At 45.9% G+C, this 24,950-nt stretch carries 23 protein-coding genes; 17 read left to right on the top strand and 6 right to left on the bottom strand.

What is annotated here, in order from left to right; all coding sequences use genetic code 11:
- Positions 1-100: 100 nt before the first annotated feature.
- The 5 genes from ribD to QH73_RS10590 all read left to right on the top strand — a co-directional run bounded on the left by ribD (position 101) and on the right by QH73_RS10590 (position 5,049).
- On the top strand, positions 101-1,273 hold the full coding sequence (gene ribD / locus QH73_RS10610) for a bifunctional diaminohydroxyphosphoribosylaminopyrimidine deaminase/5-amino-6-(5-phosphoribosylamino)uracil reductase RibD (RefSeq protein WP_039716456.1): 1,173 nt from the start codon (positions 101-103) through the stop codon (positions 1,271-1,273).
- A gap of 59 nt (positions 1,274-1,332) precedes the next feature.
- On the top strand, positions 1,333-2,307 hold the full coding sequence (locus QH73_RS10605) for an ABC transporter ATP-binding protein (RefSeq protein WP_039716457.1): 975 nt from the start codon (positions 1,333-1,335) through the stop codon (positions 2,305-2,307).
- 113 nt (positions 2,308-2,420) lie between these two features.
- Positions 2,421-3,239: an ABC transporter permease gene (locus QH73_RS10600; RefSeq protein ID WP_039716458.1), complete on the top strand. Its 819-nt coding sequence runs from the start codon at positions 2,421-2,423 to the stop codon at positions 3,237-3,239.
- On the top strand, positions 3,214-3,444 hold the full coding sequence (locus QH73_RS10595; RefSeq protein ID WP_039716459.1) for a hypothetical protein: 231 nt from the start codon (positions 3,214-3,216) through the stop codon (positions 3,442-3,444). Before QH73_RS10600 ends, QH73_RS10595 begins: the two co-directional genes overlap by 26 nt.
- Before the next feature lie 48 nt (positions 3,445-3,492).
- Positions 3,493-5,049 (top strand): GldG family protein, encoded by a 1,557-nt coding sequence (locus QH73_RS10590; RefSeq protein WP_039716460.1) that lies wholly within the window; start codon positions 3,493-3,495, stop codon positions 5,047-5,049.
- A 29-nt stretch (positions 5,050-5,078) separates the two neighbouring features.
- Here the strand turns inward: QH73_RS10590 and QH73_RS28735 are convergent, their stop codons facing one another.
- Positions 5,079-5,201: a hypothetical protein gene (locus QH73_RS28735; protein WP_286194082.1), complete on the bottom strand. Its 123-nt coding sequence runs from the start codon at positions 5,199-5,201 to the stop codon at positions 5,079-5,081.
- 35 nt (positions 5,202-5,236) lie between these two features.
- On the opposite strand from QH73_RS28735, the gene QH73_RS10585 reads away from it, so the two are divergent.
- From QH73_RS10585 to QH73_RS10570, 4 genes are all read left to right on the top strand, one after another.
- Complete coding sequence (locus QH73_RS10585) at positions 5,237-5,845, top strand: DUF4340 domain-containing protein (protein ID WP_039716461.1); 609 nt, start codon at positions 5,237-5,239, stop codon at positions 5,843-5,845.
- Positions 5,846-6,150: 305 nt separating this feature from the next.
- A complete protein-coding gene (gene hbs / locus QH73_RS10580) occupies positions 6,151-6,435 on the top strand; it encodes a non-specific DNA-binding protein Hbs (RefSeq protein WP_015156000.1) in 285 nt (94 codons plus the stop codon).
- Positions 6,436-6,466: 31 nt separating this feature from the next.
- Positions 6,467-7,678: a pyridoxal phosphate-dependent aminotransferase gene (locus QH73_RS10575; RefSeq protein ID WP_039716462.1), complete on the top strand. Its 1,212-nt coding sequence runs from the start codon at positions 6,467-6,469 to the stop codon at positions 7,676-7,678.
- Positions 7,660-9,141, top strand: coding sequence for a dihydrolipoyl dehydrogenase family protein (locus tag QH73_RS10570; RefSeq protein WP_039716463.1), 1,482 nt, complete (start codon positions 7,660-7,662; stop codon positions 9,139-9,141). Before QH73_RS10575 ends, QH73_RS10570 begins: the two co-directional genes overlap by 19 nt.
- 224 nt (positions 9,142-9,365) lie before the next feature.
- On the opposite strand, the gene QH73_RS10565 is transcribed toward QH73_RS10570, so the two are convergent.
- From QH73_RS10565 to QH73_RS10555, 3 genes are all read right to left on the bottom strand, one after another.
- The gene (locus QH73_RS10565) at positions 9,366-9,986 is read right to left on the bottom strand and encodes a cytochrome c oxidase subunit 3 (RefSeq protein ID WP_015155997.1); all 621 of its coding nucleotides are present in this window, start codon (positions 9,984-9,986) and stop codon (positions 9,366-9,368) included.
- A 215-nt stretch (positions 9,987-10,201) separates the two neighbouring features.
- On the bottom strand, positions 10,202-11,947 hold the full coding sequence (gene ctaD / locus QH73_RS10560; RefSeq protein WP_039716464.1) for a cytochrome c oxidase subunit I: 1,746 nt from the start codon (positions 11,945-11,947) through the stop codon (positions 10,202-10,204).
- A gap of 145 nt (positions 11,948-12,092) precedes the next feature.
- Complete coding sequence (locus tag QH73_RS10555) at positions 12,093-13,178, bottom strand: cytochrome c oxidase subunit II (RefSeq protein WP_039716465.1); 1,086 nt, start codon at positions 13,176-13,178, stop codon at positions 12,093-12,095.
- A 527-nt stretch (positions 13,179-13,705) separates the two neighbouring features.
- Between QH73_RS10555 and QH73_RS10550 the strand changes: the two genes are divergently transcribed.
- The 5 genes from QH73_RS10550 (at position 13,706) to QH73_RS10530 (ending at position 18,339) form a co-directional block, all read left to right on the top strand.
- Positions 13,706-14,644 (top strand): COX15/CtaA family protein, encoded by a 939-nt coding sequence (locus QH73_RS10550; protein ID WP_039716466.1) that lies wholly within the window; start codon positions 13,706-13,708, stop codon positions 14,642-14,644.
- 137 nt (positions 14,645-14,781) lie between these two features.
- Entirely contained in the window at positions 14,782-15,756 is a 975-nt protein-coding gene (locus QH73_RS10545) for a heme o synthase (protein ID WP_039716467.1), read from the top strand.
- A gap of 125 nt (positions 15,757-15,881) precedes the next feature.
- Positions 15,882-16,901: a daunorubicin resistance protein DrrA family ABC transporter ATP-binding protein gene (locus QH73_RS10540; RefSeq protein WP_039716468.1), complete on the top strand. Its 1,020-nt coding sequence runs from the start codon at positions 15,882-15,884 to the stop codon at positions 16,899-16,901.
- 103 nt (positions 16,902-17,004) lie between these two features.
- Positions 17,005-17,913, top strand: coding sequence for an ABC transporter permease (locus tag QH73_RS10535; protein ID WP_052290154.1), 909 nt, complete (start codon positions 17,005-17,007; stop codon positions 17,911-17,913).
- A gap of 3 nt (positions 17,914-17,916) precedes the next feature.
- Positions 17,917-18,339 (top strand): hypothetical protein, encoded by a 423-nt coding sequence (locus tag QH73_RS10530; protein WP_132866892.1) that lies wholly within the window; start codon positions 17,917-17,919, stop codon positions 18,337-18,339.
- A gap of 36 nt (positions 18,340-18,375) precedes the next feature.
- On the opposite strand, the gene QH73_RS10525 is transcribed toward QH73_RS10530, so the two are convergent.
- Positions 18,376-18,813: a peroxiredoxin gene (locus QH73_RS10525; protein WP_039716469.1), complete on the bottom strand. Its 438-nt coding sequence runs from the start codon at positions 18,811-18,813 to the stop codon at positions 18,376-18,378.
- Positions 18,814-19,476: 663 nt separating this feature from the next.
- Between QH73_RS10525 and QH73_RS10520 the strand changes: the two genes are divergently transcribed.
- Positions 19,477-20,709 (top strand): glycosyltransferase, encoded by a 1,233-nt coding sequence (locus tag QH73_RS10520; RefSeq protein WP_039716470.1) that lies wholly within the window; start codon positions 19,477-19,479, stop codon positions 20,707-20,709.
- A gap of 128 nt (positions 20,710-20,837) precedes the next feature.
- Positions 20,838-21,881: a glycosyltransferase family 2 protein gene (locus QH73_RS10515; RefSeq protein ID WP_039716471.1), complete on the top strand. Its 1,044-nt coding sequence runs from the start codon at positions 20,838-20,840 to the stop codon at positions 21,879-21,881.
- A gap of 21 nt (positions 21,882-21,902) precedes the next feature.
- On the opposite strand, the gene QH73_RS10510 is transcribed toward QH73_RS10515, so the two are convergent.
- Positions 21,903-23,480 carry a TM0106 family RecB-like putative nuclease gene (locus QH73_RS10510; protein WP_039716472.1) on the bottom strand — a complete coding sequence of 526 codons (1,578 nt, stop codon included), beginning with the start codon at positions 23,478-23,480 and terminating at the stop codon, positions 21,903-21,905.
- 282 nt (positions 23,481-23,762) lie between these two features.
- On the opposite strand from QH73_RS10510, the gene QH73_RS10505 reads away from it, so the two are divergent.
- Positions 23,763-24,830 carry a SpoIID/LytB domain-containing protein gene (locus QH73_RS10505; RefSeq protein ID WP_039716473.1) on the top strand — a complete coding sequence of 356 codons (1,068 nt, stop codon included), beginning with the start codon at positions 23,763-23,765 and terminating at the stop codon, positions 24,828-24,830.
- Positions 24,831-24,950 lie beyond the last annotated feature (120 nt).

Here is a 24,950-nt window from a genome sequence, read left to right as displayed (position 1 = left end):
GGCTCCTGACTCCTGACTTCTTGCTTGGTCAAAAGTCTCACCAAGCCTATAATATAGCGCAGAATCTCAGCTAATCTTTGGAGTACAAGCGGCATTGGCAATGGATTCCAAAATAGAGCCAAGGGTAGGTACTGCTTTCGACCGAGAAATGATGCAACGGTGTCTTACCCTTGCCCGTCGTGCTTTGGGACGCACTGCTCCCAATCCTCTGGTTGGGGCTGTTGTGGTGCAGGATGGAAAAATCGTCGGCGAGGGCTTTCATCCTGGGGCGGGGCAACCCCATGCAGAAGTTTTTGCCTTAAAAGCAGCAGGCGATCGCGCCTTGGGAGCTACCGTTTACGTCAGCCTCGAACCCTGCAACCACTACGGACGTACCCCACCTTGTACGGAAGCTTTAATCGCGGCTGGGGTAGCAAAAGTTGTAGTGGGAATGGTCGATCCGAACCCTTTAGTTGCAGGGAGGGGAGTTGCGCGGCTACGCAGTGCGGGAATTGAAGTTGTAGTTGGAGTCGAAGAAGCCGACTGTCGGCAACTCAATGAAGGGTTTATTCATCGCATGATCTACCAGCGACCCTTCGGCATCTTTAAATATGCCATGACCCTCGATGGCAAAATTGCCACCACTAGCGGTCATAGTGCCTGGATCACTAATCCAGCAGCGCGAGAAGAGGTACAGCAGCTACGAATTGCGTGCGATGCCATCATTGTGGGCGGAAACACCGTGAGGATTGACAATCCTCGCTTGACAATCCGCCAAATTGATGCTCCTAATCCTTTACGGGTAGTCATGAGCCGGACGTTAGATTTACCAACAACGGCTCATTTGTGGCAAACCGAAACAGTACCGACATTAGTGATGACGCAAACGGGAGCAAACCCTGACATGCAGAAAATCTTACGCGATCGCGGTGTAGAAATTTTAGAACTCGATTCCCTCACCCCCACCGCAGCAATGGCTCATCTCTACCAGCGCGGCTGTCTTTCCGTTCTGTGGGAATGCGGCGGAACTTTAGCAGCAGAAGCGATCGCCCAAGGTACAATTCAGAAAATTTTCGCCTTTATTGCCCCCAAAATCATCGGCGGCAGCACAGCTCCCACCCCAGTAGGCGACTTAGGCTTCACCCAAATGACACAAGCCATAACTCTCGAACGAGTCCAGTGGCGTACCGTAGGTTCTGATTGCTTGATGGAAGGGTATTTACTAGGGAGCAGGGAGCGCACGAGCAGGGAGCAGAGGGGACAAGGAAGCAGGGGAGCAGGGGATTCATTCTAGTCACTAGCCACCAGCCACTAGTCACTCTCCACTGATAACTGATAACTGATAACTGATTCATGATTGAAGTCGAACATTTGAGTAAAATTTACGGTTCTACGTCTGGGATTCAGGATGTGACTTTCAGCGTGGAAGCGGGAGAAATTTTGGGTTTCCTTGGACCCAATGGCGCTGGAAAGACCACAACTATGCGGATCTTAGCGGGCTATCTACCTGCGAGTAGCGGTACGGCACGCATCGCAGGCTATGATGTCCACGAACAGTCCTTAGCCGTGCGTCAGCGGATTGGTTATTTACCAGAAACACCACCTCTATATCTCGATATGACGGTGGAAGGGTTTCTATATTTTGTAGCAAGACTGAAGGGAGTAGCCGCAGGCGATCGCCATCGGCGGGTCAAAGCAGCTATCGAACGGTGTAACCTACAAGAAAAACGGCGCGTTTTGATTCGCAAACTTTCCAAAGGGTTTCGTCAACGGGTGGGGATCGCTCAGGCGATCGTTCACGATCCCCCAGTGATTATTCTCGACGAACCTACGGTAGGACTCGATCCCCGCCAAATTATTGATGTCCGTAATTTAATTAAAAGTCTTGCTGATAGCCATACAATCGTACTTTCTACCCACATTCTGCCAGAAGTCAGCATGACCTGTAACCGCGTCGCCATTATCAATCGCGGACAAATCATTGCTACCGGAACTCCCGACAGTTTAGAGGCAAACCTGACTGGTGGTGCAGGTTACGAAATTGAGACTGAAGGGGATAGCGCGGCGGCGCAACAATTGATAAAAATGCTGCCCAGCGTGCGATCGGTAGAATCAATATCTACCACAGAAGCCAATCGCTACGTGCTGCGAGTCATTTCCCAACCTACTACGGAGCCAGGACCAGATATTGTTGCCGTTTTGGTCGGAATGGGCCTGAAAATTTACGAAATGCGAAGAACGCGAGCATCATTAGAAGATGTGTTCTTAGAACTAACTATGGAAGAGACAGTGACCAGTGACCAGTTATCAGTGACCAGTGAGCAGTAACCAGTTATCAATGACCAGTTAGTTGTTTTATCTCCTCTGCTCCTGAAGCTCCTCTGCTTCCTTGTCTCCCTTGTCTCCCTTGTCCCCTCGCTCCTCACTCCTCGCTCCTCATTATGCGTTTAATTTTTGCTAACATCATCGCGATTTATCGAAGGGAGTTACAAAGTTATTTTGTCTCGCCTTTGGCTTATGCGATCGCGGGTATATTTTGGTTATTATCTGGGTTTTTCTTTGCCTTGATTCTATTGGGTCCACAAGGAATTATTCAGCAAGTTGCTCAAAGAGATTTACTGCAAGGGCAGCAACCTGGAGTTCCTGCCTCACCGATTGATGTGGCTTACGAGTTTCAACAAGCTTTCTTGGGAATCATGGGTTCTTTGGCTTTATTTATCTTGCCTATATTATCAATGGGTTTGTATGCCGAAGAACGCAAGCGCGGCACGTTAGAATTACTCGCGACTTCTCCCGTGACAAACTGGGCGGTTGCTGTAGGGAAACTATTAGGAGTTGTTACATTTTTTCTAACATTGATATTGCCAATTTTTGCTTATGAAGCATTTGCTTTAAGTACTGCGAACCCTGCCATATTTCCAGTCGTTCCCTTGATGGGACATTTGGGACTCATCCTATTAGCGGCAGGAATCTTATCTCTAGGAATGTTCATTTCTTCTCTCACCGATAGCACAATTCTGGCGGCGATTATTACATTTGCTTTAATTTTGTTTCTTTGGGTTATCGATGCGATCGCCCAAAATCTTAGCGGTACGCCAGTGGGTGCAATTTTAAGTCATCTTTCGTTACTCAAACACTATACCAATTGGATACAAGGGATTTTTGATTCTAGTAGTTTAGTTGTTTTTCTCAGTTACATTCTATTAGGGATTTTTCTCACCGCACAGGCGATCGATGCTTTACGATTTCAAAGATCTTGATGGTGCGATCGCAGGAAATTGTGACTTTGAAGTCGCCAAGTTGCTAATTAATGCAGGTGCTAATCCAACTATTCCTGGTTGGATGCAAATCACAGCCCTTCATCGCGCAAAAACGAGAAAGAAACCAGAGGGACAAAGAGTTTATCAGCTATTACTTGATGCAGCCAAAAAAAGTTTAATTATCGCCTCTAGCCCCCCTTTTTAAGGGGAGGTTGGGGGGATCTCCTCTGCCGTAGTCAAATAGAAAACTATTATGAAAACTGTCGCTAAAAAGAAAAAAACTTATTGGCAATACCTATTTTTGCTCGGTCCCTTCCTGATTCTGATGGGCTTAACAGCGGGAACCGTAGCAGGTAGTTGGGGAATTGTCCCTTTGGGATTAATTGCTGCTGGCGCTGTTTTAAGCGTTTTAGGTCTGGTATGGCAAGCTTATAAAACTAAGTGGTGGAAGCGACGTTCGACTCAGGCGGGAACAAATGCGATCGCTGCAACTTTAGCAGTTTTGGTCATTCTCGGACTCATTAATTTCTTAGCCACTCGCTACCAAACGCGGATCGATTTCACCGAAACAGGGCTGTATACCTTAGCCCCTCAGTCGCGTGAAATTGTCCAAAATTTATCTCAACCCGTCAAGGTGTGGGTATTCGATCGCAACCAAAACCCCCAAGATCGAGCATTATTAGAAAATTATCGCCGTCAAGGGTCGCAGTTTAGTTTTGAGTATGTCGATCCACAAACACGACCAGGGTTAGCTCAAAAGTTCGGTGTGAAATCGTTTGGTGATGTTTACATAGAAGCAGGCAATCGGCGACAGTTCATACAATCGGTCGGACAAGGGCGATTGTCAGAAGTGCAACTGACAACTAAAATTCAGCAAGTGACAAGCGATCGCGCTGGAAAAGTCTATTTCCTTCAAGGTCACGGCGAAGTTGGGATTGGGGAACAGAGTAAGCTATCCTCAGCCCTGAATACACTTAAAGATAGAAACTTTGCTGCCGAACCGCTGAATTTAGTCCAGCAAGCGAAAATTCCTCAAGATGCGACTGTGGTTATCGTCGCCAGTCCCAAACGAGGGTTATTTCCCCAGGAAGTTAAAGCCTTAAGCGCGTATTTAGATCGGGGTGGAAGTTTGATGCTACTCCTCGACCCTCAGACAAACCCCAATTTAGATAGTCTGCTGCAAAATTGGGGGCTTACCCTAGATAACCGAGTGATTATCGATCCTGCTGGACAAGCAATCGGTTTTGGTCCTGCTTTTGCTGTGGTTGATAATTACGGACAACATCCAATTACGCAAGATTTTGGCAATAATCTATCGATTTTTGGTGGTGCGAGAGCAATTGACAGCAAACCAGTCACAGGAGTGGAAGCAACGCCAATTCTACAAACGAGTGCTGAAAGTTGGGCGGAAAGCGACATACAAAGCCAACCATTGCGCTTCGATCCGGCAAGCGATCGCAAAGGTCCTTTAACTATAGGTTACGCCCTCAATCGCATCGTCTCAGCCGAGCCAGTAGCTAATGCTGCTCCCAAGACAACTCAAGCCAGGATGGTAGTCATTGGTAACGCTCAATTTGCGATCGATGGATTATTCGAGCAGCAATTGAATGGAGACGTGTTCTTAAATTCCATTAGCTGGTTGAGCAGTCAAGATAACAAACAAACTCTATCCGTGCGCCCCAAGGAACAAAAACAGCGCCGTCTGAATCTCACACCCCTACAAATTAATCTTCTAGGTTGGATCTCTTTAGTCATTCTGCCAGTCATTGGTTTTGCCTGCGCTGTATTGCTGTGGTGGCTGCGGAGATAAATCAGTTATCAGTTGTCAGTTATCAGTTATCAGTGAAGAATGGGGTGTGGGGTGTGGGGTGTGGGGTGTGGGATTTTGGATACTGAATTGATTTTCCCCTCTGCACCTGAAGCTCCTCTGCTTCCTTGTCCTCCAAATTTTTCTTCCCTCACTCCTCACTCCTCACTCCTCACTCCTCACTCCTCATATGAAACGCACGACATTAATTTTGCTCCTCCTCGCGCTGGGAATGGGGGGATTTGTGTACTTTTATGAAATTCAAGGCACGCCTCAACGCCAGAAAGCACGAGAAAAGCAGCAACAAATATTTACGTTTAAAGAAGACCAAATTCAGTCTCTAAATGTTAAGACTCGCAACCAAACTTTACAGTTCGATCGCGCTAAGGATAGTAAGACAGGGTGGCAAATGCAGGTTCCCGATAAAGCTCCTGCCAGTGAGGGGGCGATCGCCTATTTGTTAGATTTGTTGGTTAATAGCAAGAGCGATCGCGTTTTGACCGTACCCGCTGCACAGCTTTCTGACTATGGCTTGCAGCAACCTCAAGCGACGGTAGAAGTTAAGTTACAGGATGGGAAAACTCATCGATTGGTCTTGGGTCAGCCAGATTTTAACCGTAGTTTTTTGTACGCTCAAGCCGATCCACCGACTCCACAACCCGCTCAAAGTAGCGTACTATTGGTCTCTACTAATTTTGAAAATGCTGTCAACAGAACCCTAGCGGAGTGGAAACAGGCTTCAGCACCGCCAAAAAAATCACCAGAACCGCAAACTAATTCTCAAAACAATCAAAAATAGCCTAGAAATTATATCGGATAAGTTTTTTCTGTTTGCGTCAAAAAATCAATTAGCGAAATTTCATCAAAAATTGTGCAGAAAAAATCGAGCAATTGTCTAAAAAATCCTGAAATCCATATAACTTAAAGGTTTTAACGATCTATATTTGGCAAGCAGACCTTAGAATAGGTCAATGAAATATCCAACCAATGAGAGTTTCAGCGATTTTAGTGGGCAAACTAGCCACAGACAAAAGCTGAAGCTCAGGTTGCGAGAGTTCAGAACCACTTGTTTTGAGGTAGTTTGTTAACTCACAGGAGAATGAAATGAACAAGGGTGAATTAGTCGATTCAATTGCTGAAAAGGCAAGCGTGACGAAAAAGCAAGCAGATGCCGTTCTGACTGCTGCTTTGGAAACCATTATCGATGCAGTCTCCACAGGAGATAAAGTGACGCTAGTAGGCTTTGGCTCTTTTGAGTCGCGGGAGCGCAAAGCTCGCGAAGGTCGCAACCCGAAAACTGGCGATAAAATGGAAATTCCGGCAACTAAGGTTCCGGCTTTCTCAGCAGGGAAGCTATTTAAAGAAAAAGTCGCTCCTCCCGAAGACTGAGAATAAAGTTCTTGCAGGAAACCCGAACTGGATGCAACCTGTACATGGAGGAAATTTAGCTTGGGCAGCAGCGATCGCGGGTTGTGAATCCGATGCGATTCTCGATTTTTCGGCTAGTATCAACCCTTTGGGACCACCCCAAAGCGCGATCGCTGCGATTCATTCTGCCATCAGCCAACTCAGTTCCTATCCCGATCCCAATTACAGCGAACTGAGAACAGCTCTAGCGCAGGTGCATCAGTTACCACCAGAATGGATTCTGCCGGGGAATGGCTCGGCAGATTTACTTACGTGGGCGGGTTGGGATTTATCTGAATTAGCTGCAACTTATCTCGTGACTCCAGCTTTTGGCGACTACTGGCGGGCGCTGAAAGCGTTTGGTGCAAAGGCGATCGAGTGTCCGTTGGAATTAGAGGGAGCAGGGAGCAGGGAGCAGGGAGCAGGGAGTAGGGAGCAGGGAGCAGAGAAAGACAAGGGAGACAAGGGGGAGAAGAGAGCTGGGGGATCTGAGGGAGCTGAGGGAGCTGAGGGAGAAAATTCTTCGAGTGTCCTCCCACACTTCCCACACCACTCACCCCTCACTCCTCACTCCTCGCTCCTCACTCCTTCAAATTCTGGTTTACTCCTGAACAATCCCCACAACCCAACAGGGCAGATGTGGCACAAAGAAGAAATTCTGCCCTATCTGGAGCAATTTGCTTTGGTAGTGGTGGATGAAGCTTTTATGGATTTTCTACCACCAGCAGCAGAACAAAGTCTGATCCCATTGGTGCAGAAATATCCCAATTTAGTCATTTTGCGATCGCTGACTAAATTTTACAGCCTGCCAGGGCTGCGATTGGGATACGCGATCGCCCATCCCGAACGTCTCAATCGCTGGCTGGCGCGACGCGATCCTTGGGCAGTTAATACTCTTGCTGTTGCTGCGGCGATCGCGGTACTTAAAGATAGCCAATTTCAGCAACAAACTTGGGCATGGCTACCACCTACACGAGCGCGATTAGAGCAGGAGCTATCTCAGATTCCAGGATTGCAACCTCTGCCTGGTGCTGCTAACTTTTTATTGGTAGAGTCTGAGCGACCGAGTTCAAAACTCCAACAGCAGCTATTAAAACACGAGCGAATTTTAATCCGAGATTGTCTTAGTTTTCCCGAACTAGGCGATCGCTATTTTCGGGTTGCCGTGCGCTCTACAACTGAAAACGAGCGCCTCATTGAAGCACTATGGCAGATTACGACATAGTTATTATTGGCGGCAGCCCAGCCGGACGCTACGCTGCCGCGATCGCGGCAAAACAGAATGCTACTGTAGCCCTAGTAGAAACGAATTTGCCATTGTACGGGCGCACAGCCGTGCGCCCCTACGACTCCCAACTTCCGACTCCCGACTCTCTTTCTTACATCGGGCAATTAGCTCGACAATGGGAAAAGATGGGAAATTTTGGCTTGCGTTCGAGTCATGGGAATGCGATCGATGACTGTCAACTTTCTATCCAGTGGAACCGGATCATGCACTGGGCGCAAAATGTCCAGTCAAATTTAGCAGAGGAGAACTCACCTGCTGTTTTAGCTGCTTTAGGAGTTGATTTTATTCTCGGGCAGGGTAAGTTTGTCGCTCAGCCAAATCTGGGTTTTGTAGTTAATAATCGTTGCTTGGCAGCACGGAAATATCTGATCGCCACTAACCCACGTCCAATAGTTCCCGCGATCGAAGGGCTAGCCGCTACAGGATACTTAACCGCTACCGAGGTTTTCTCGTCGTTGACTTCTCCGAACCCACCGAAACGTTGGGCAATACTCGGTGGCGATCCAAATGGATGTCAGTTGGCACAAACATTAGCAAGATTGGGTTTAGATGTCACTTTAATTGTCCAGCGTCTTCACATCTTACCTAGAGAAGATCTAGAAATTGCTCAGTTATTGCAAGCTATTCTCGAAGCTGAGGGAGTGCGCGTTCTCACTAATACTACCGTTACTCAAGTCAAGGGCATTGAGGGCAAAAAATGGATTCAAGCCGATCGCGAAGCTATGGAATTTGATGAAATTGTACTTTGTGCCGGACAACAGCCAGAACTCGAACAGCTCAATCTAGCAGCAGTGGGGGTGAAAACACAACGCGATCGCCTGCGTTTGAATCAAAAATTGCAAACGACAAATTCACACATTTATGCTTGTGGGGATGCGATCGGCGGTTATCAATTCGCTCATATTGCCAATTACGAAGCTAAAATTGCCCTGCACAACGCTTTACAAAATGCTTTATTTTCTTTTCACTATCAAGTTGATTATCGTAATATTCCTTGGTTAGTTTGTACCGATCCGCCCTTAGCAAGAGTGGGTTTTACAGTAGCTCAAGCTAGACAAAAATATGACAATGATGTCTTCGTATTACAACGTTATTTTAAGACTTTAGCAATAGCCCAAATTCGGGATGAAATGACGGGGATTTGTCAATTAGTCGTGCGGCGTAATGGCACGATTTTAGGTGGGGCAATTATTGGCTCTCAAGCAGGGGAGTTAATTAATCTTATTGCTTTAGCGATCGCCCAAAAACTGAAAATTGACGCAATTGCCGCTCTCGTTTCCGTCTATCCCAGTTGGGGAGAAATTTTAGCTCAAACTGCCAGCGAGTATCTTTCTACTCCATTAAGACGGAGAAATTGGCTGCAAAACTTTCTAGTTAGGATCGGGTGTGAGGTGTGGTGAATACATCGATTGCATGAATCAGAAATTATCCGTCAAACGTAGGGGCGGGTTCACCAAAAAGCCCCGCTTGTAACAGAATTTTTCAATAAACCCGCTCTCACAAAGACAAGAAAAAACCCCTATATAGGGGCTAATTTCAACCAAGTGCAAAATTAAGATATCTTCAGTTTAAATCAGTTAACAGCAGACGACACTAAATGACTGATGCTGATAACTGATAACTGTTAAAGCAGATATAACAAACCAAATAGAACAATCCAAACAACATCGACAAAGTGCCAATAAAGTTCGGCGGCTTCTACACCAAAGTGATGCTCTTGACTGTAGTGATTGGCGCGGCGCGATCGCCACAAAACCGCTAAGATTGCCAATACCCCAACAGTAACGTGAAGTCCGTGAAAACCAGTCAGAACGTAAAATGCACTGGCAAATAAATTCGTCTTTAGCCCGAATTCTAAATGACTGTATTCGTAGATCTGCCCTGACAGGAAAATAATACCCATCGCCGCTGTAATTGCCATCCAGGTACGCATACCCGTGACATCATTCTTCTTAATCGCGGTATCGGCGTTGTGCATCACGAAACTACTAGAAATCAGGATAATAGTGTTGACTCCTGGTAGTAGAAGTTCTAATTCTGGCGTTCCTTCAGGGGGCCAACTGGGTAAAGTGGAACGGTAAGCCAAATACGCGCCAAACATACCAAGAAAAATCATGCCCTCTGCGATTAAGAACATGACTAAGCCAAACATCCGAAAATCAGGATGTTCTTCATGATGGGCGGCTTCTGCTTTGTGGTGGTAATTAAGTTCCGTTTTTGCTGGGTCTATAGTTGGACTTTGCATAATTTAGGGAATAGGGAGTAACGCTTCGGTGCAACTTTCTATTGTTCCCCCCTTTTCAAGGGGGGCTAGGGGGGATCTTTTCGTGAATTGGCGTAGTTCTCCGATCCCCCAACCCCTTCAAAAGGGGGCTATTAATGAAGTCGCACGCAGGGTGAGTGGGAAGTAGGGAGTAGGGTAGAGACGTTATATGTAACCCCTCTACACATATAACATCTCTACTTACGGTCTTCAGGATTGGCAGCGACATTTGGATCGGGATCGGCACGTAAAGCCGATTTGGGTCCAGCAGCTAAAGCTGGTTCTCTTTCATCAGCCAAGGGGACATCGACCTCAGATTTAGGTCTGTCCATACCGTAGTCGTAAGGACCAGTTGCCAATACGGGGAATCCAGCAAAATTTTCGATCGCCGGTGGCGAGCTTGTCATCCATTCTAAGGTTAGTGCTTCCCAAGGATTGTTACCAGCTTTGGGACCGTACATCCAACTCCAAATTGCATTGATGATAAACGGTACGGTGGAGATAGCTAGCAAGTAAGCCCCCATCGTACAGACAAAGTTCAGCGTGGCAAACTTGGCATCATACTCGGCAATCCGGCGGTTCATGCCCATCAGTCCGAGTTTGTGCATCGGTAAGAAACACAAGTTCATCCCGACGTACATCAAAGCGAAATGAACCTTACCCCAGAATTCATTCATCATCCGTCCCGTCATTTTGGGATACCAGTGGTAAATTCCAGCATAGATCCCAAATACCGAGCCACCAAATAGAACGTAGTGGAGGTGGGCGACGACAAAATAGGTATCGTGAACGTGGATGTCAAACGGTACGGCAGCTAGCATGACACCGCTGATCCCGCCGATGACGAACAGGCTGACAAAGCCGATCGCGAACAGCATCGCACTGTTGAGGCGAATTTTACCACCCCACATCGTCCCCAACCAACTGAAAACTTTGATCCCCGTAGGTACGGCGATGATCATAGTCGTGATCATGAAGAACATCCGCAACCAACCAGGAATACCGCTGGTAAACATGTGGTGCGCCCAGACGATCAATCCCAAAAAGCTAATTGCCAAACTCGAATAGGCGATCGCTTTATAACCGAAAATTGGCTTGCGGGAGTGAACGGGAATCACCTCAGAAATGATCCCAAAGAAGGGCAAAATCATAATGTACACCGCAGGGTGCGAGTAGAACCAAAACATATGTTGGTAAACTACCGGATCGCCGCCTCCTGTGGGGTTAAAAAATGCCGTGCCAGCAAATAAGTCGAAAGATAGCAGAATCAAAGCACCTGCTAACACTGGTGTAGAAACGAGCGTCAAGGCAGAAGTCGCCAGCATTGCCCAACAGAATAGGGGCATTTGCGTCGTACTCATACCTGGTGTCCGCATCTTCAACAAAGTGACGAGGAAATTAATTGCCCCCAAAATTGAAGAAGTTCCTAACAGCAAGACGCTGATAATCCAAATCCCCTCGCCTAATTGTCCCGTGACTAAACTAAGGGGAGGATAAGAAGTCCAGCCAGCGTCAGCAGCGTCGCCCAGGACTAAACTACTGATGAGTAAGATTCCCCCAGGTGGGATCATCCAAAATGCGACCGCGTTCAAGCGCGGAAATGCCATATCCTTCGCCCCAATCATCAAGGGAATCAGGAAGTTGGCAAAACCTGCCCCTGCTGGCACGATCCACAAAAAGATCATGATCGTGGCGTGGAGTGTAAACAAGCTGTTATACACTTCGCGGCTGACAAAATCGACTTCGGGCGTTTTCAGTTCCGTCCGCACCATGTCAGCCATTACGCCGCCGATACAGTAGAAAATAAACGTCGTCACCAGGTATTGAATGGCGATTACTTTATGGTCAGTATTAAAAGTAAAGTAATCGCGCCACTTTCTTTCCCCTGGTTCTGCTTCCAAGATAGATAAGTTAGCCGATCGTTGGATTTGTGCTTGAGTCATAGCAAAAAAAGGGAGTAGGGAGTAGGGAAGCGGGCAGAGGGCGAGGTAACCTCGCCATCGGAGCCGCGTAGTAGGGAGTAGGGAGTGAAGAATAAAGCAATTTTGTAACTTAGCCCTCACTCCTCACTCCTCGTTCCTCACCCCTCTATTGATGGTGAAGCTGATGAAGGGTTTCGGGCTGAATTCCCATTTGCGCGGTGTATGGGGAGAGAAATTCAGCGGGGGAACGATCTGCGGCATTGAGGGCGATCGCCTGTTCTAGATTGCCCTTGGTTGCGACTTGTTGTTCCTGCATCCACTTGTCAAAGTTCTCTGGTGTTTCCACAATAAACTTGGTGTTCATCGCCCCGTGATAAGGACCGCATAGTTCAGCACAGATTACTTTATATTCCCCTAAGATTTTTGGGGTGAAGCGAATTTCACTTTGCCTACCAGGAATGACATCTTGTTTTAAACGCAATTCTGGAACCCAGAAGGCGTGGATGACATCATTCGCTGTCATGTCTAGTTTCACCTCTTTACCAGCAGGAACGTGCAATTCGCTAGCCACAACGCCCGTATCTGGATAGGTGAAAATCCAAGCATATTGCAAGCCAGTGACGTTAACTGCAAGCCCTGGAACTTTTCCTTCGTTACCTGGGCTTGCACCGATGCCAGGAGAGACTATACCCATACCAGGAGCATCGCGTTTTTGAGGAATTTGGTCGGAGTTGCGGACGGAGGCGGTTGCTGGATCTGACATTGCCTCATCCGACTTGATTTGATTTGCGTTAGGTTCGGTGCTAGGCGGCGTATCGTTCAATGTTGCCGCGATCGCTGCTCCTGGCATTTTCATTGCTTGCCCAGCAATAGGGGCTTCGTGAGCGCTGTGGGGATCGAAACCACCAATTTCGTTGTAGACATCAAAGCTGTAGATCGATAAGCCGATGACAATAATTGCCGGGATCGCCGTCCACAGAATTTCTAGAGGAATATTACCGAACACCGGAGGCGCGTCAGTGTTATCGCCCTGGCGACGGCGAAACTTAAAGGCAGCATAGATCAATATGCCTTGTACCAGCACAAACAGACCCGTGCCAATCGTCATCATTGTGTCGAACAGCCCATCAACCAAAGTGGCTTCATCTGAGGCTGCCGTGGGTAGTAAGCCGTGATTTTGACCGTACCACAGACTTGTCAGAGTCAAGACGATGCCAATTAATAGCGTCCAAATAGAACTAGGAATGTTCACGGTTAAGGATTTGATAATTTTTAGCTTCTTAACAATTAGCCACACTCACTTACCAAGGTAGTGCAGCCAGCCCAAAACCTGCCGATCCCCAAGTTAATTTTTTCTGATTTTTTTGGAACTTTTCTGTGGGTACAGGGAGATGAGGGGCTAGGGGACAAGTCACAAGTCACAAGTCAAAATTAATTAGTCTCTGATAACTTAACTTTGTACAGACGTTACATGTAACGTCTCTACTGATAACTGATAACTGACAACTGATAACTGATTCAATCGACCACCTAAGCGAATCTAGCTCAAGTTGGAGTTGGTTATCCATAAACCATGAACAAATGTAACGGGGTAGAACAATTTAAAAATCTCTAAAGCTTAGGGGCTAAGCTACGGCAATCCGGCACATTAGGTATATGGCTAACCAAATCACCTCGCGACGATGCGCTAGGGTGGAAGGTGAGCTAGCACTTACATATTTGTAAATACTTGGTTAGATACTGGCAACCCTTTGAAGACAGGCAATTAAGGTACAGTCCATGACTGAGTTCGTCCTGCAAAGACAAAACACAGACACAATCGAGCAGTCCCAGCCACGGGAAAGAATTCGGCGGTTGGTGTGGAAGTTATGCGTAGCAACTCTGATCTTGATGGCGATCGGCAGTGCTACGCGGGTCATGAATGCTGGGCTAGCTTGCCCAGATTGGCCCCTGTGTTACGGTACGCTCGTACCGACTCAACAGATGAATTTTCAGGTATTTTTAGAGTGGTTTCATCGCCTAGATGCGGCTTTAATCGGGCTAGGGGCGATCGCGCTAACAGTCGTGAGTTGGTGGAACCGTAACTTTCTCCCCCGCTGGCTACCTTGGGCGGCGATCTTTGCCCTTAGCCTGATTGTCTTTCAAGGGGTCTTGGGCGGATTGACAGTTACAGAATTACTACGGTTCGATATTGTCACCGCGCATCTGGGGACGGCGCTATTATTCTTTAGCGCATTACTGGTTATTGGTACGGCACTCACGCCTTATCAAGGAACTGGTAACGCCGGGAAATTGGCTTGGTTGGGATTGGCTGCTGCTGTGTTAGTCTACGTGCAAAGTTTGCTTGGGGCATTGGTAGGTTCGCGCTGGGCGCTACACCAGTGCTTAACCGGACAGCAATTGTGTAGCGTCATGTACAGTCACATTGGGGGTGTGGTTCCCCCAACGCTAGCCACCTTGGTTTTAGTGTTACTATCTTGGCGAACTCCGGCTTTGCATCCTGCGTTGCGCCGACTAGCAAACATGGCTGGCGGACTAGTTTTCCTGCAAATTCTCTTAGGGGTTGCTACCTTCCGCTTGCATTTACAAGTAGAACCACTGACTGTATCTCACCAGTTTGTTGGCGCAGCCTTACTAGGTGTTTTGGTTGGCTACACCGTACTGGCAATTCGCGATGCCTCCGGCGGTTCGCGAAGCGATCGTCGCGTCAGTGACTAGTGGCTAGTGACTGGTGACTAGTTATCAGTGACTCCTGACCAGTTATTAGGGAGCAGGGAGCAGTTGATTTTGACTTCTGACTTCTGACTTCTGATACTGTGTTGGTTTCAAAATAAACGGAATTTGGTGTGAATTTTATGATCGGGGCAGATGTCTCTAGACACCATCAAAACTTTCTTCAAGTCGTTCATAGCTACTATCAGCTAACTAAACCGAGGATTATACCTCTACTTTTGATTACTACTGCTGGCAGTATGTGGATTGCAGCTCAAGGACGAGTCGATCCAAAATTGCTCGTCGTCACTCTAGTAGGCGGAACGTTTGCTGCCGCTGCTGCCCAAACCGTCAACTGCATTTACGATCGCGATATTGACTATGCGATGGAACGCACTCGCCACCGTCCAATTCCTTCAGGACGAGTGCAGTCGCACCACGCCCTCCTGTTTGCGATCGCCTTAGCAGTCATTTCTTTCTCACTCTTAGCAATCTTTGCTAACTTGCTAGCTGCTCTGTTAGCAATGGCTGGCATCGTTTTCTACATTGCCATATATACCCATTTTCTCAAACGTCATACTCCCCAAAATATCGTCATTGGTGGTGCAGCAGGGGCAATTCCAGCCCTAGTTGGTTGGGCAGCGGTGACAGGCACTTTAAGCTGGACGGCTTGGACGCTTTTCGCCATTGTTTTTCTGTGGACACCACCTCATTTCTGGGCGCTAGCGTTGATGATCCGCGAAGACTATGCCAAAGTAGGCGTACCGATGTTACCAGTTGTAGCAGGCGACGAGGCTACAGCAAAGCAGATTTGGTTTTACACCCTAATTCTGATCCCCGCTACGTTCTTACTTATTTATCCCCTACAATCGTGCGGTTCGATCTACGGCGCGATCGCCCTTATTCTTGGTAGCATCTTCGTGCAAAAAGCGTGGCTATTATGGCACAATCCCACCTGTAAGACTCAAGCGCGATCGCTATTCCTCTATTCCATCCTTTACATGATGCTATTGTGTGCGGGCATGGTTGTAGATAGTTTACCTTTCACCCACCAGGTTACCAACGCTTTAGCTTCCAGCTTAAACACCATCATCAGCACGATTCTCATTTCTCGATAGTGGTGCTTTGACTAGTGGCTAGTCAATCTATTTTCTAGCCACTAGTCACTAGTCACTACTCACTCTTCTATGATGAAGACAGGAAGTATTTAGATTTGTATCGCTGCTAGCGAGAAGAAGCTCCTATGGCTCCTGCTGTTTTCATCCAAAATTTACAAAAGCGTTATGGCAGTGTTGAGGCTGTCAAAGATATCTCCTTTGCGATCGAACCTGGGGAGATTTTTGGTCTACTCGGTCCCAACGGTGCAGGTAAAACTACAACCTTGCGCATCTTGTGTACCCTCTCTACACCAGATGCAGGAGTAGTAGAAGTTTCTGGAATTTCAGTAGTAGATAACCCTAGAGCCGCTAGACGAAGATTGGGATATGTAGCTCAAGAAGTTGCTCCCGATAAAGTCCTGACGGGACGAGAGTTATTGCAACTACAAGCAGCTCTCTATCACCTACCTAATGCTGTCATTAAACAACGAATTGACACGGTATTAAATTTACTAGGCTTGCAGGAGTACGCAGACAAAAAGACAGGCACGTACTCCGGCGGTTTACGCAAGCGCCTAGACTTAGCCGCAGGTTTACTCCACGCTCCCGATGTTTTGGTATTGGACGAACCAACAGTTGGACTTGATATTGAAAGCCGTTTTGTCGTGTGGGATTTTTTACGCCAGCTGCGCGAACTGGGAACTACCGTCTTAATCACCAGCCACTACCTAGAAGAAATTGACGCATTAGCCGATCGCGTAGCAATTATCGATCGCGGTTTAGTCATTGCTTCCGGTACGCCTTCCCAATTGAAAGATAAAGTAGGAGGCGATCGCATCACGCTGCGAATTCGCGAATTTTCCCCTCCAGAAGAAGCAGAAAAAGCTAAACAAATGCTGACGGCGCTACCTTTCGTCCAAGAAGCGATCGTTAATAGCGCTCAAGGTAACTCGCTCAATCTCGTTGTCACACCCCAAGCAGAAGCTTTAACTCAAATTGAGGCAACGATGAAATCTGCTGGTTTGCCCATTTTTGGCATTTCCCAGTCTCGCCCTAGTTTAGATGATGTTTACCTCGCTGCCACAGGTCGCACTCTGATGGATGCCGAACTCGCTGCCGCCGGAAGCCGCGATCCCAAAGCAGAAAGAAAACAAAATATGAGATAAGTCGTAAGTCGTAATTCGTAAGTCGTAAGTAAAGAACTTTTGTCACGCACCACGCACCACTCAACTACTAACTACCAACTACCAATCTAAAATCTAAAATCGTATGAGCAGTACTTTTATTCCTCCAAAATCTGATGCCAAATCTGATGTTAACTGGCAACAACTGGCATCGACGGCAGTTCAAAAAGAAGATACTCCTAACTGGTTAGGTGAAATAGTCCAAGAAACTTTGGCACTCACTCGCCGCTTGTTCATCCAGTTACAGCGCCGCCCCTCAACTTTAATTGCTGGAATCATTCAACCTGTTATGTGGTTGATTCTATTTGGTGCTTTGTTTCAAAATGCTCCCAAAGGAATGTTTGGCGATAGCACCAATTACGGTCAATTTTTAAGTGCTGGCGTTATCGTTTTTACTGCTTTTGGTGGGGCGCTAAATGCAGGATTACCAGTCATGTTCGATCGCGAATTCGGCTTTTTAAACCGCTTATTGGTGGCTCCTCTGGCTTCGCGCTTCTCGATTGTTTTAGCTTCAACTATTTTTATTGTCAGTCAGAGTTTGTTGCAAGCAGCGGTAATTGTGGCGGCGGCTGCCTTTTTGGGCGCTGGCTTACCCAATCTAGCTGGTTTGGGTGCGATCGCTTTAATTATTTTACTGCTGGCTTTGGGTGTAACAGCTGTAAGTCTCGGTTTAGCCTTCGCCTTACCAGGACATATAGAACTGATTGCCGTCATTTTCGTGACTCAACTGCCCTTGCTATTTGCTAGCACAGCTCTCGCGCCTTTGTCTTTTATGCCTAAGTGGTTGCAAATTGTCGCAACAATTAACCCATTAAGTTATGCGATCGAACCGATTCGCTATCTCTATCTACACAATAGCTGGAACTTAGGTAATGTAGTCATGCAAGCGCCTTGGGGTGCAGTGACATTTGGCGGAGCTATACTGATGTTGGTCGGTTTTAGCTTCGTAGCTGTGCTGAGTATTCAACCTTTACTGCGGCGGACTCTGGCATAAGGTATGAAGCCTACCTCTTCTCCTATTTTCAGTTATGTGAGCCATCACTCCATGAAAATCTCTGCTTCATCTCTAACAAAAATATTTTTCGGTGCAGTAGTAGGAATGAGCTTAGCTACCTTATTACTACCGCAACTCACTTGGGCGCAAGCAACCACAGATGCCGAACCTCTACGGGATCTGAATCAGGAACAAAACCGCGATCCCTTTTCTCGTGGTGATACTGGCGATGCTATGAGCGGTTTAATGGATATTATGCACCGCGCTCAAATGGGCAATATTCGCTCTGCGGGAGATTTTGCCACCGAGCAAAATCAATCTTTAGATGATGCAGCTGCTAAGTTTCGCCAGCAGCAGCTACAAAGGATGCAACAAAATCCATCGCAGCCTAATAACAATCCTGCTAATCCACCTCAAACAAAATAAGTAAGTAAAGGGATGGCGTTGCCATCCCTTTACTTTTTATAATCCCAATGCTCCTAACACGTCACTCGCATGAGTTGTCGTGTTAACGCTGCTATCAACATGGATAATCTTACCACTACCATCAATTACATAAGTCACGCGCTTGGCATAGCCGCCACCGTCAACGTCATAGGCTTTAACTAGAGTTTGCTGAGTGTCAGCTAAAAGTGGAAAATTAAGTCCGTATTTCTCAGTGAACTGTTGATGAGACTGCTCGTCATCAACGCTTACACCTAAAATTACAACGTCTTTGTTATCGTAGGTTTGCTTGGCATCTCGGAAACTACAAGCTTGTTTTGTACAGCCCGGTGTATCGTCTTTGGGATAGAAGTACAAAACTACAGTTTTACCAGCAAAATCAGATAAGGAGACTGTATTACCATTAGTATCTTTGACTGTAAATGTAGGTGCTTGCGTACCAACTGCTAAAGCCATAAGTTTCAGTATCTCCCTAAAATTTGATTGAATCTACTATCAGTAAACATATCTTATCTATCACTGTTATTTTGGCGATCGAAAAAGAGTTTACTGTATTTCCTCTCTCGATTATTTTATCAATAATTGTTATCTTTCTTAACTCTATTTTTTAACATAATTTCTTAACAGTCGGCGATCGCTAGCGATCCGTTCAGTGACGGCTAGCTTCAAGCAATGTTTTGTCAAGCATACTAGTATACATAATTATCAATTTTTAACTATAACTTTTTGCGTCTAAATTATCTAGGATTTTTCTCACATTAATTTCATAGAAAACTCATTAACATCTTATTCAATATTTTATTTAAGACTATCCACTCGCTTACTTTGTCTTTAAAACAGAAAAAAAGATAAAGTTTGTAGCAAGTCTTACTGATTCTCAAGGGTAGAAATAAACCGACCGAGGTTTGCCAAATTTAACTAGCATTAGATTCGTTTTGATTTTTTCCTCTAGGAATTTTGGGTAACTTGTGAGATTATACAATTGCTCCTGTAATTTGGTAAAAGATATAAGAAATCTGCTTATTCTCCCTCTAACTCGTAGTTCTCGATTGCTTCATTAGCATCAGTCTTCTATAGACAATACCAAAAATTCTATCTTAAGATACCCGATCGATCTCTATGCTAAAAGTGGCATTTATTGTCAATCACTTTCCTTTACTTTCAGAAACCTTTATTCTTAACCAAATTACCGGACTCCTAGAACGCGGACATCAAGTAGACATTTATACTTGCACTCCAGGCGACTTGAATAAAGTCCATCCTGATGTAGAAAAATACCGCTTACTAGAACGCACTTATTATTTACCAGAGATTCCCCAAAACTTTCTGAGGCGATCGCTCAAAGCAATTAGTTTACTGAGTATAAATTTTACAAAAGCACCTGCTAAACTACTGCGATCGCTTAATGGTTTCAAGTATGGCAAATCGGCGACTTCTTTACGATTATTTTATGCCGCGATCGCTAGCGCAGATAAAGGAGCATATGATATCGTTCACTGTCAGTTTGGAACTTTAAGTTTTTGGGGTATGCTGTTTCGGACAATTAATGCTCCTCAAGCCAAATTAGTCGTATCGTTTCGCGGTTACGATATCAGCCAATTCATTCAAGAACATGGCGATCGCATTTACGATCGCACCTTTGTAGAAGCCGATCTCTTTCTGCCAAATTGCGATTTTTTTAAGCGCCGTCTCCTCAAACTCGGTTGTGACGAAAAAAAAATCTGCGTTCACTACTCAGGAATTGATTGCGCTCGCTTCCAATATACACCCCGCGATCGTCATTCTAATCAGAAAATATGTATTGCTACTATTGGGCGTTTAGTAGAAAAGAAAGGAATTGAATACAGTATTCGCGCTGTAGCGAAAATAGCAAAATTTTGTCCTAATCTAGAATATAAAATCGTTGGCTGCGGTTCTTTACAAACAGAACTAGAACAACTGATTCAAGAACTAGAATTAACTAATATCGTACATTTATTAGGCAAAAAAGATCGGCAGGAAATTATTGAAGTTTTGCAAGCATCTCACATATTTATTGCTCCCAGTATTACGGCACGCGATGGTAATCAAGATGCCCCTGTTAATGTCTTAAAAGAAGCAATGGCGATCGGCTTACCAGTCATTAGCACCTATCACGGGGGAATTCCAGAACTTGTAGAAGATGGTGTTTCTGGCTTTTTAGTCCCAGAAAGAGATACAGAGGCGATCGCCTCAAAGTTACAATATTTAATCGCACATCCAGAGATATGGAATATTATAGGTGCAGCTGGTCGCCAGCGAGTCGAAAAATATTTTAATATGCAAAACCTTAACGACGAACTTGTCGATATTTATCAGAAAGTAAGTCGTTAACAGTTAACAGTTAACAGTTGACAGCGATCGCCGCTTGGTTAATCAAAAAACATCAGCCGTCTTCGCGTAGTGTAGCGGAGCGCGTCTACCATCAACCAAAAATTATCAATTACTAACTACCACTTACCATGACAACTCCTCAAGTTACGATTGTTGTAACTCCTCGCGAACGTTTTAGTTATACTAAAGAGTCTTTAGAAAGTATCTACGAACATACGCAAATTCCTTTTAAATTAGTTTATATTGATGGCAAATCTCCTAGAAAAGTACGCCAATATTTAGAGGAACAAGCGCGAGTTAGAAACTTTCAAATTATCAGAACAGATTACTATCTTTCTCCCAATCAAGCTAGAAATATAGGCTTGCGGCAAGTGGATACTCAATATGTTGTATTTGCTGACAATGATGTGGTTGTTTCCCCTGGTTGGCTAGAAAATCTAGTTCAATGTGCCGAAGCAACTCAAGCTACAGTTGTGGGACCATTGATGTGTCAGGATTTACCAATACATGAAATCGTCCACTTTGCAGGTGGCGAATCTCATATTTGGGTTGATAAAAATAAAGTAACTCCCAGACGCAGGTTGCGAGAAAAGATGTACAAGCAGGGAAAACGAGTCGCAGAAGTCCGCGATCGCCTACACCGTAACGAAACTGAATTAGCAGAATTTCACTGCGTTCTCGTGCGTACAGAGATCTTTTCCCGCATTGGTTTGTTAGATGAAGCCATGCTGAACACGAAAGAACATCTGGACTTTTGCATGAGTGTTAGAGAGGCGGGAGGTAAAGTCTATTTTGAACCCAGCAGCCTTGTCACTTACGTACCGGGACCACCCTTAGAATGGACGGACTTACACTTTTATATGCTGCGTTGGAGTGACGCATGGACATTAGCGAGTTTGCATCGCTTGTGTGACAAGTGGAATTTAGCTGAAGATGCTTACTTTCTCCAAAAATACAAACAATTGGGTTGGCGGCGGCGATGGACAATCGTTCATCCCCTCAGCCACCGCCTCACCTTTGGGATCAAAAGCCACTGGCTAGAAAAAATTCTCGTTCCCCTCGATCGCATCTTAAATCGTTACTTGACATCAAGCCACGCTCGACAACAGCAAAAATTTCAACTGCAACCGCAACAAACTAACGACGTACAAGACAACGGTTTCGCAGCTTGAAATCAGGCATAGAAGCGCCAGCTAAAATACTAAAGAAACTCGCTCTAAATCCGTTTCTAATTCCCGCTTGATGAAAGTTTCTAACCAATCTTTTACCAGACGAGTCGCGCGACAATCATCTTCGTTATAACGTTCAATTGCTTCGAGAAAAGAGCGATCGCCTGTCGCTAACCAGCGATCGTACCAATAAATACACTGCGAACCATGCGCTTGGGGATCGCGCCATTCAAACCCAATCCAACGAGCGATCGCTTTGAGAGCATAACTTTCAATTGGTAACACCACAGTTTGAGCGATCTGCTCGTAAACATCAACACAGCGATCGACGATCGCTCTAACTTGTTCTGCTGGTGTCCGATAAAGTTGAGCCAAGCGTCTAATTGTATCAACTTCATACGAGAAAAAATGAAAAATGGGCGCTTGTGGATAGCGCCCAACAATGTCTAAAAATTGTTGCCAAATCGTGCCTTCATCTGACTGTGTTTCTGCTAGTAAAGAATGAAAAGTTTCCGTTTGCTTCAGGCGATCGACCACCAACACTCCTAACATGTAATCGAGATTTAGATCTGGCTGTGCCTCAATATCAAAGTAGATTTCAATAGGATTTGGTAACTGGTAATTGGTAGTTGACGGTTGACAGTTGACGGTTGACAGTTGATGGTTGACAGTTGTTTTTTGCTCCCTCAGCTCCCTCAGCCCCCTCAGCTCCCTCAGCTCTCTTTCCCCTGCTCCCTGCTCCCTTAAAAGCGAAATCGGACGATTTTCCAAGACTGACTGCGCTTGCAATACTAAATGATGGGCGATCTTTTGGTCAAAACCTCGTAAGCTTGCTAAGTCAGATGAGTTAGCCTGAGCCAAAGATTCTAGCGTGACAAGATCGATCGCCTGTAACTCTTTATAACGATTGGGTGTCACCCCAGGCAGTAAAGATAAATGTTGTTCAGATCTAGCAACGCCAGAGCAATAACTATACCAACGGCATAAACTGCATCGCTGGCGAGAAATAAAGACTTCTGGTGCTTGAGGTGCTGCTAGTGTTTCGACGCACTCGGTAAAAATCTGCTGCATCTGCGGCAGTATTCTGGCTAAACTTACCTCATACATCTCTTTGCGGCGCAAGAGCAACCAGGCTCGATCTGGTGTAGTCTCCTGCACCATGCCCAACGCCTGTCCGTGAAAAGCAGCTACAACTTGATATTCTAGTTTGGGGCGCTTGCCTAATTCAATTTGGGCTGGAATGTACATCCAATTTCCAAAAATCGATCCCCCTGGTTGTTTAATTAACAAATCGGGACGACTGAGCAGCGTTACATCTTCTGAAGTGCGGGCAATTATAACCCCTCGATAAATCTGCTCTACACCCTGTTGCATTAACTGCCAAGTTGCTGTTGCTCCTGCTTGCCAATCCTCTTTAGAATACTGAGGTTGCTGATAAATCCGTTCTGCCATCATGCTCTGTCTATGCTCGAACTTGTCCTGTTGTAACTTCAGCAACAGTTCGCTAGGAGCATCTTTAAGCGCCAAATCTCCGTGGCGATCGAGAAATGGGCGACGATTACAACGTTGGTATTGTAGCAGCAGCTCGGCAGTCATTAGCATAGCTCTAGCGTAACAGGAAAACTAGAGCTTAGGGGGTGAGAAGACAAGTCGTAAGTCGTAAGTCGTAAGTCGTAAGTTACTCCTCACTCTTCACTGATAACTTTGTACAGACGTGGCATGTAACGTCTCTACACTGACAACCGATAACTGATAACTGATAACTGATAACTGGTCACCGATCGCTGATTCGGCTAAAATGACTTAGTTCTGCTGTGCTACCGTCAGATGGTTTGGCGGGTTGACGATCGCGACTGATGAACGTAAAGCTAAACGCAAAGCTATATGAGTAGATTTGACAGACAAAATAGAGGATTCAAAGTTATTGGAAATTTAGGGATGTTACTGATCCCGATCGCGTCTGCACCTCTGCTTTTACCTTTGTTCAGTCAATCTTTCTCTCTGACTTCTACTACGGCAACAGATCCATCTTCTGCGACTCCAGCTAACAATAATGTTGCGAATAACGTTTCTAGTGTCGCTCAATGGGAGGCAGAAGCTAGGCGGGAGGAGCAAAGCAAGATACCAAAAGCTCAGCCACCAACGCTAAATAAAACGAGCAAACAGCAACCTCAAAAAATTAAACGAAAACGGCAGCCTGTAGCCAAAAAAACACAATATGCTGCGCCAAACTTAGAAATTCGCGTGGCGATCGCTCAAGATGCAGATTCTCTGATCGTTGGCTCTTCAACTCTCGCCCAAGTTGTAGAGAAAAACGGCAAAGTATTACGCCAACTGCCCAACGGACAGGCTTTTACAGCACAGCCTAGCGACTCAGATCGGATTACAATTGGCAATGCCCAATTACCCAATGCAGTCTGGATTTATCCTCAAAAAGGAGGTGCGATCTACGTAGGCGATCGCTGGTACAGAGGCAAACTCCTGCTCGTTGCTCGACAACAGAAATTACTCGCGGTTAACTATGTCGATTTAGAACATTATCTTGCCAGCGTTGTCGGTAGCGAAATGCACGCTTCCGCCCCGACTGAAGCCCTTAAAGCTCAAGCCGTTGCCGCTCGCTCCTATGCTTTGGTTCACATGGTACGTCCGGCAAATTCCTGGTTTAATCTTGGGAATACCCAGCGCTGGCAAGTCTACAAAGGGATGAACAGCGAATATAACACTACGCAAAAAGCCGTCAAAGATACTGCTGGACAGATTATTAGCTATCAAGGTGGCGTAGTCGAATCGCTTTACGCTGCGACAGATGAGATCGTTCAAAAAGCTCATGGTGGCAAAGGTATGAGCCAAACAGGAGCCTATCGACTGGCAGCACAAGGCTACAACTATCTGCAAATTCTGGCGCACTATTACCCCAAAACCGCCACAGCAAGGCTGGAAATCAAGCCTTGAAACAGGAGCAGAGGAGCAGGGGAGACAAAATAACTCCTGACTCCTGTACGGGCGGGTTTACCAATCATCTTTGATTCTGACCAGTATTTCGGGTGAACCCGCCCCGACAATTTTTGGATT

This window comes from Scytonema millei VB511283 (assembly GCF_000817735.3).
In the GTDB taxonomy this organism is placed as follows: domain Bacteria; phylum Cyanobacteriota; class Cyanobacteriia; order Cyanobacteriales; family Chroococcidiopsidaceae; genus Chroococcidiopsis; species Chroococcidiopsis millei_B.
The sequence above is the reverse complement of the archived record's forward strand: the minus strand, read 5'-3'. Positions and strand labels throughout refer to the sequence as shown.

Coding starts and splice junctions, on each gene's coding strand:
- QH73_RS10550 (WP_039716466.1), top strand. CDS start 13,706: ATGACTGAGTTCGTCCTGCAAAGACAAAACACAGACACAATCGAGCAG.
- QH73_RS10535 (WP_052290154.1), top strand. CDS start 17,005: ATGAGCAGTACTTTTATTCCTCCAAAATCTGATGCCAAATCTGATGTT.
- QH73_RS10505 (WP_039716473.1), top strand. CDS start 23,763: ATGAGTAGATTTGACAGACAAAATAGAGGATTCAAAGTTATTGGAAAT.
- QH73_RS10545 (WP_039716467.1), top strand. CDS start 14,782: ATGATCGGGGCAGATGTCTCTAGACACCATCAAAACTTTCTTCAAGTC.
- QH73_RS10595 (WP_039716459.1), top strand. CDS start 3,214: ATGCTTTACGATTTCAAAGATCTTGATGGTGCGATCGCAGGAAATTGT.
- QH73_RS10540 (WP_039716468.1), top strand. CDS start 15,882: ATGGCTCCTGCTGTTTTCATCCAAAATTTACAAAAGCGTTATGGCAGT.
- QH73_RS10565 (WP_015155997.1), bottom strand. CDS start 9,986: ATGCAAAGTCCAACTATAGACCCAGCAAAAACGGAACTTAATTACCAC.
- QH73_RS10600 (WP_039716458.1), top strand. CDS start 2,421: ATGCGTTTAATTTTTGCTAACATCATCGCGATTTATCGAAGGGAGTTA.
- QH73_RS10605 (WP_039716457.1), top strand. CDS start 1,333: ATGATTGAAGTCGAACATTTGAGTAAAATTTACGGTTCTACGTCTGGG.
- QH73_RS10530 (WP_132866892.1), top strand. CDS start 17,917: ATGAAGCCTACCTCTTCTCCTATTTTCAGTTATGTGAGCCATCACTCC.
- QH73_RS10525 (WP_039716469.1), bottom strand. CDS start 18,813: ATGGCTTTAGCAGTTGGTACGCAAGCACCTACATTTACAGTCAAAGAT.
- hbs (WP_015156000.1), top strand. CDS start 6,151: ATGAACAAGGGTGAATTAGTCGATTCAATTGCTGAAAAGGCAAGCGTG.
- QH73_RS10590 (WP_039716460.1), top strand. CDS start 3,493: ATGAAAACTGTCGCTAAAAAGAAAAAAACTTATTGGCAATACCTATTT.
- QH73_RS10575 (WP_039716462.1), top strand. CDS start 6,467: ATGCAACCTGTACATGGAGGAAATTTAGCTTGGGCAGCAGCGATCGCG.
- QH73_RS10585 (WP_039716461.1), top strand. CDS start 5,237: ATGAAACGCACGACATTAATTTTGCTCCTCCTCGCGCTGGGAATGGGG.
- ribD (WP_039716456.1), top strand. CDS start 101: ATGGATTCCAAAATAGAGCCAAGGGTAGGTACTGCTTTCGACCGAGAA.
- QH73_RS10515 (WP_039716471.1), top strand. CDS start 20,838: ATGACAACTCCTCAAGTTACGATTGTTGTAACTCCTCGCGAACGTTTT.
- QH73_RS10510 (WP_039716472.1), bottom strand. CDS start 23,480: ATGCTAATGACTGCCGAGCTGCTGCTACAATACCAACGTTGTAATCGT.
- ctaD (WP_039716464.1), bottom strand. CDS start 11,947: ATGACTCAAGCACAAATCCAACGATCGGCTAACTTATCTATCTTGGAA.
- QH73_RS10570 (WP_039716463.1), top strand. CDS start 7,660: ATGGCAGATTACGACATAGTTATTATTGGCGGCAGCCCAGCCGGACGC.
- QH73_RS10520 (WP_039716470.1), top strand. CDS start 19,477: ATGCTAAAAGTGGCATTTATTGTCAATCACTTTCCTTTACTTTCAGAA.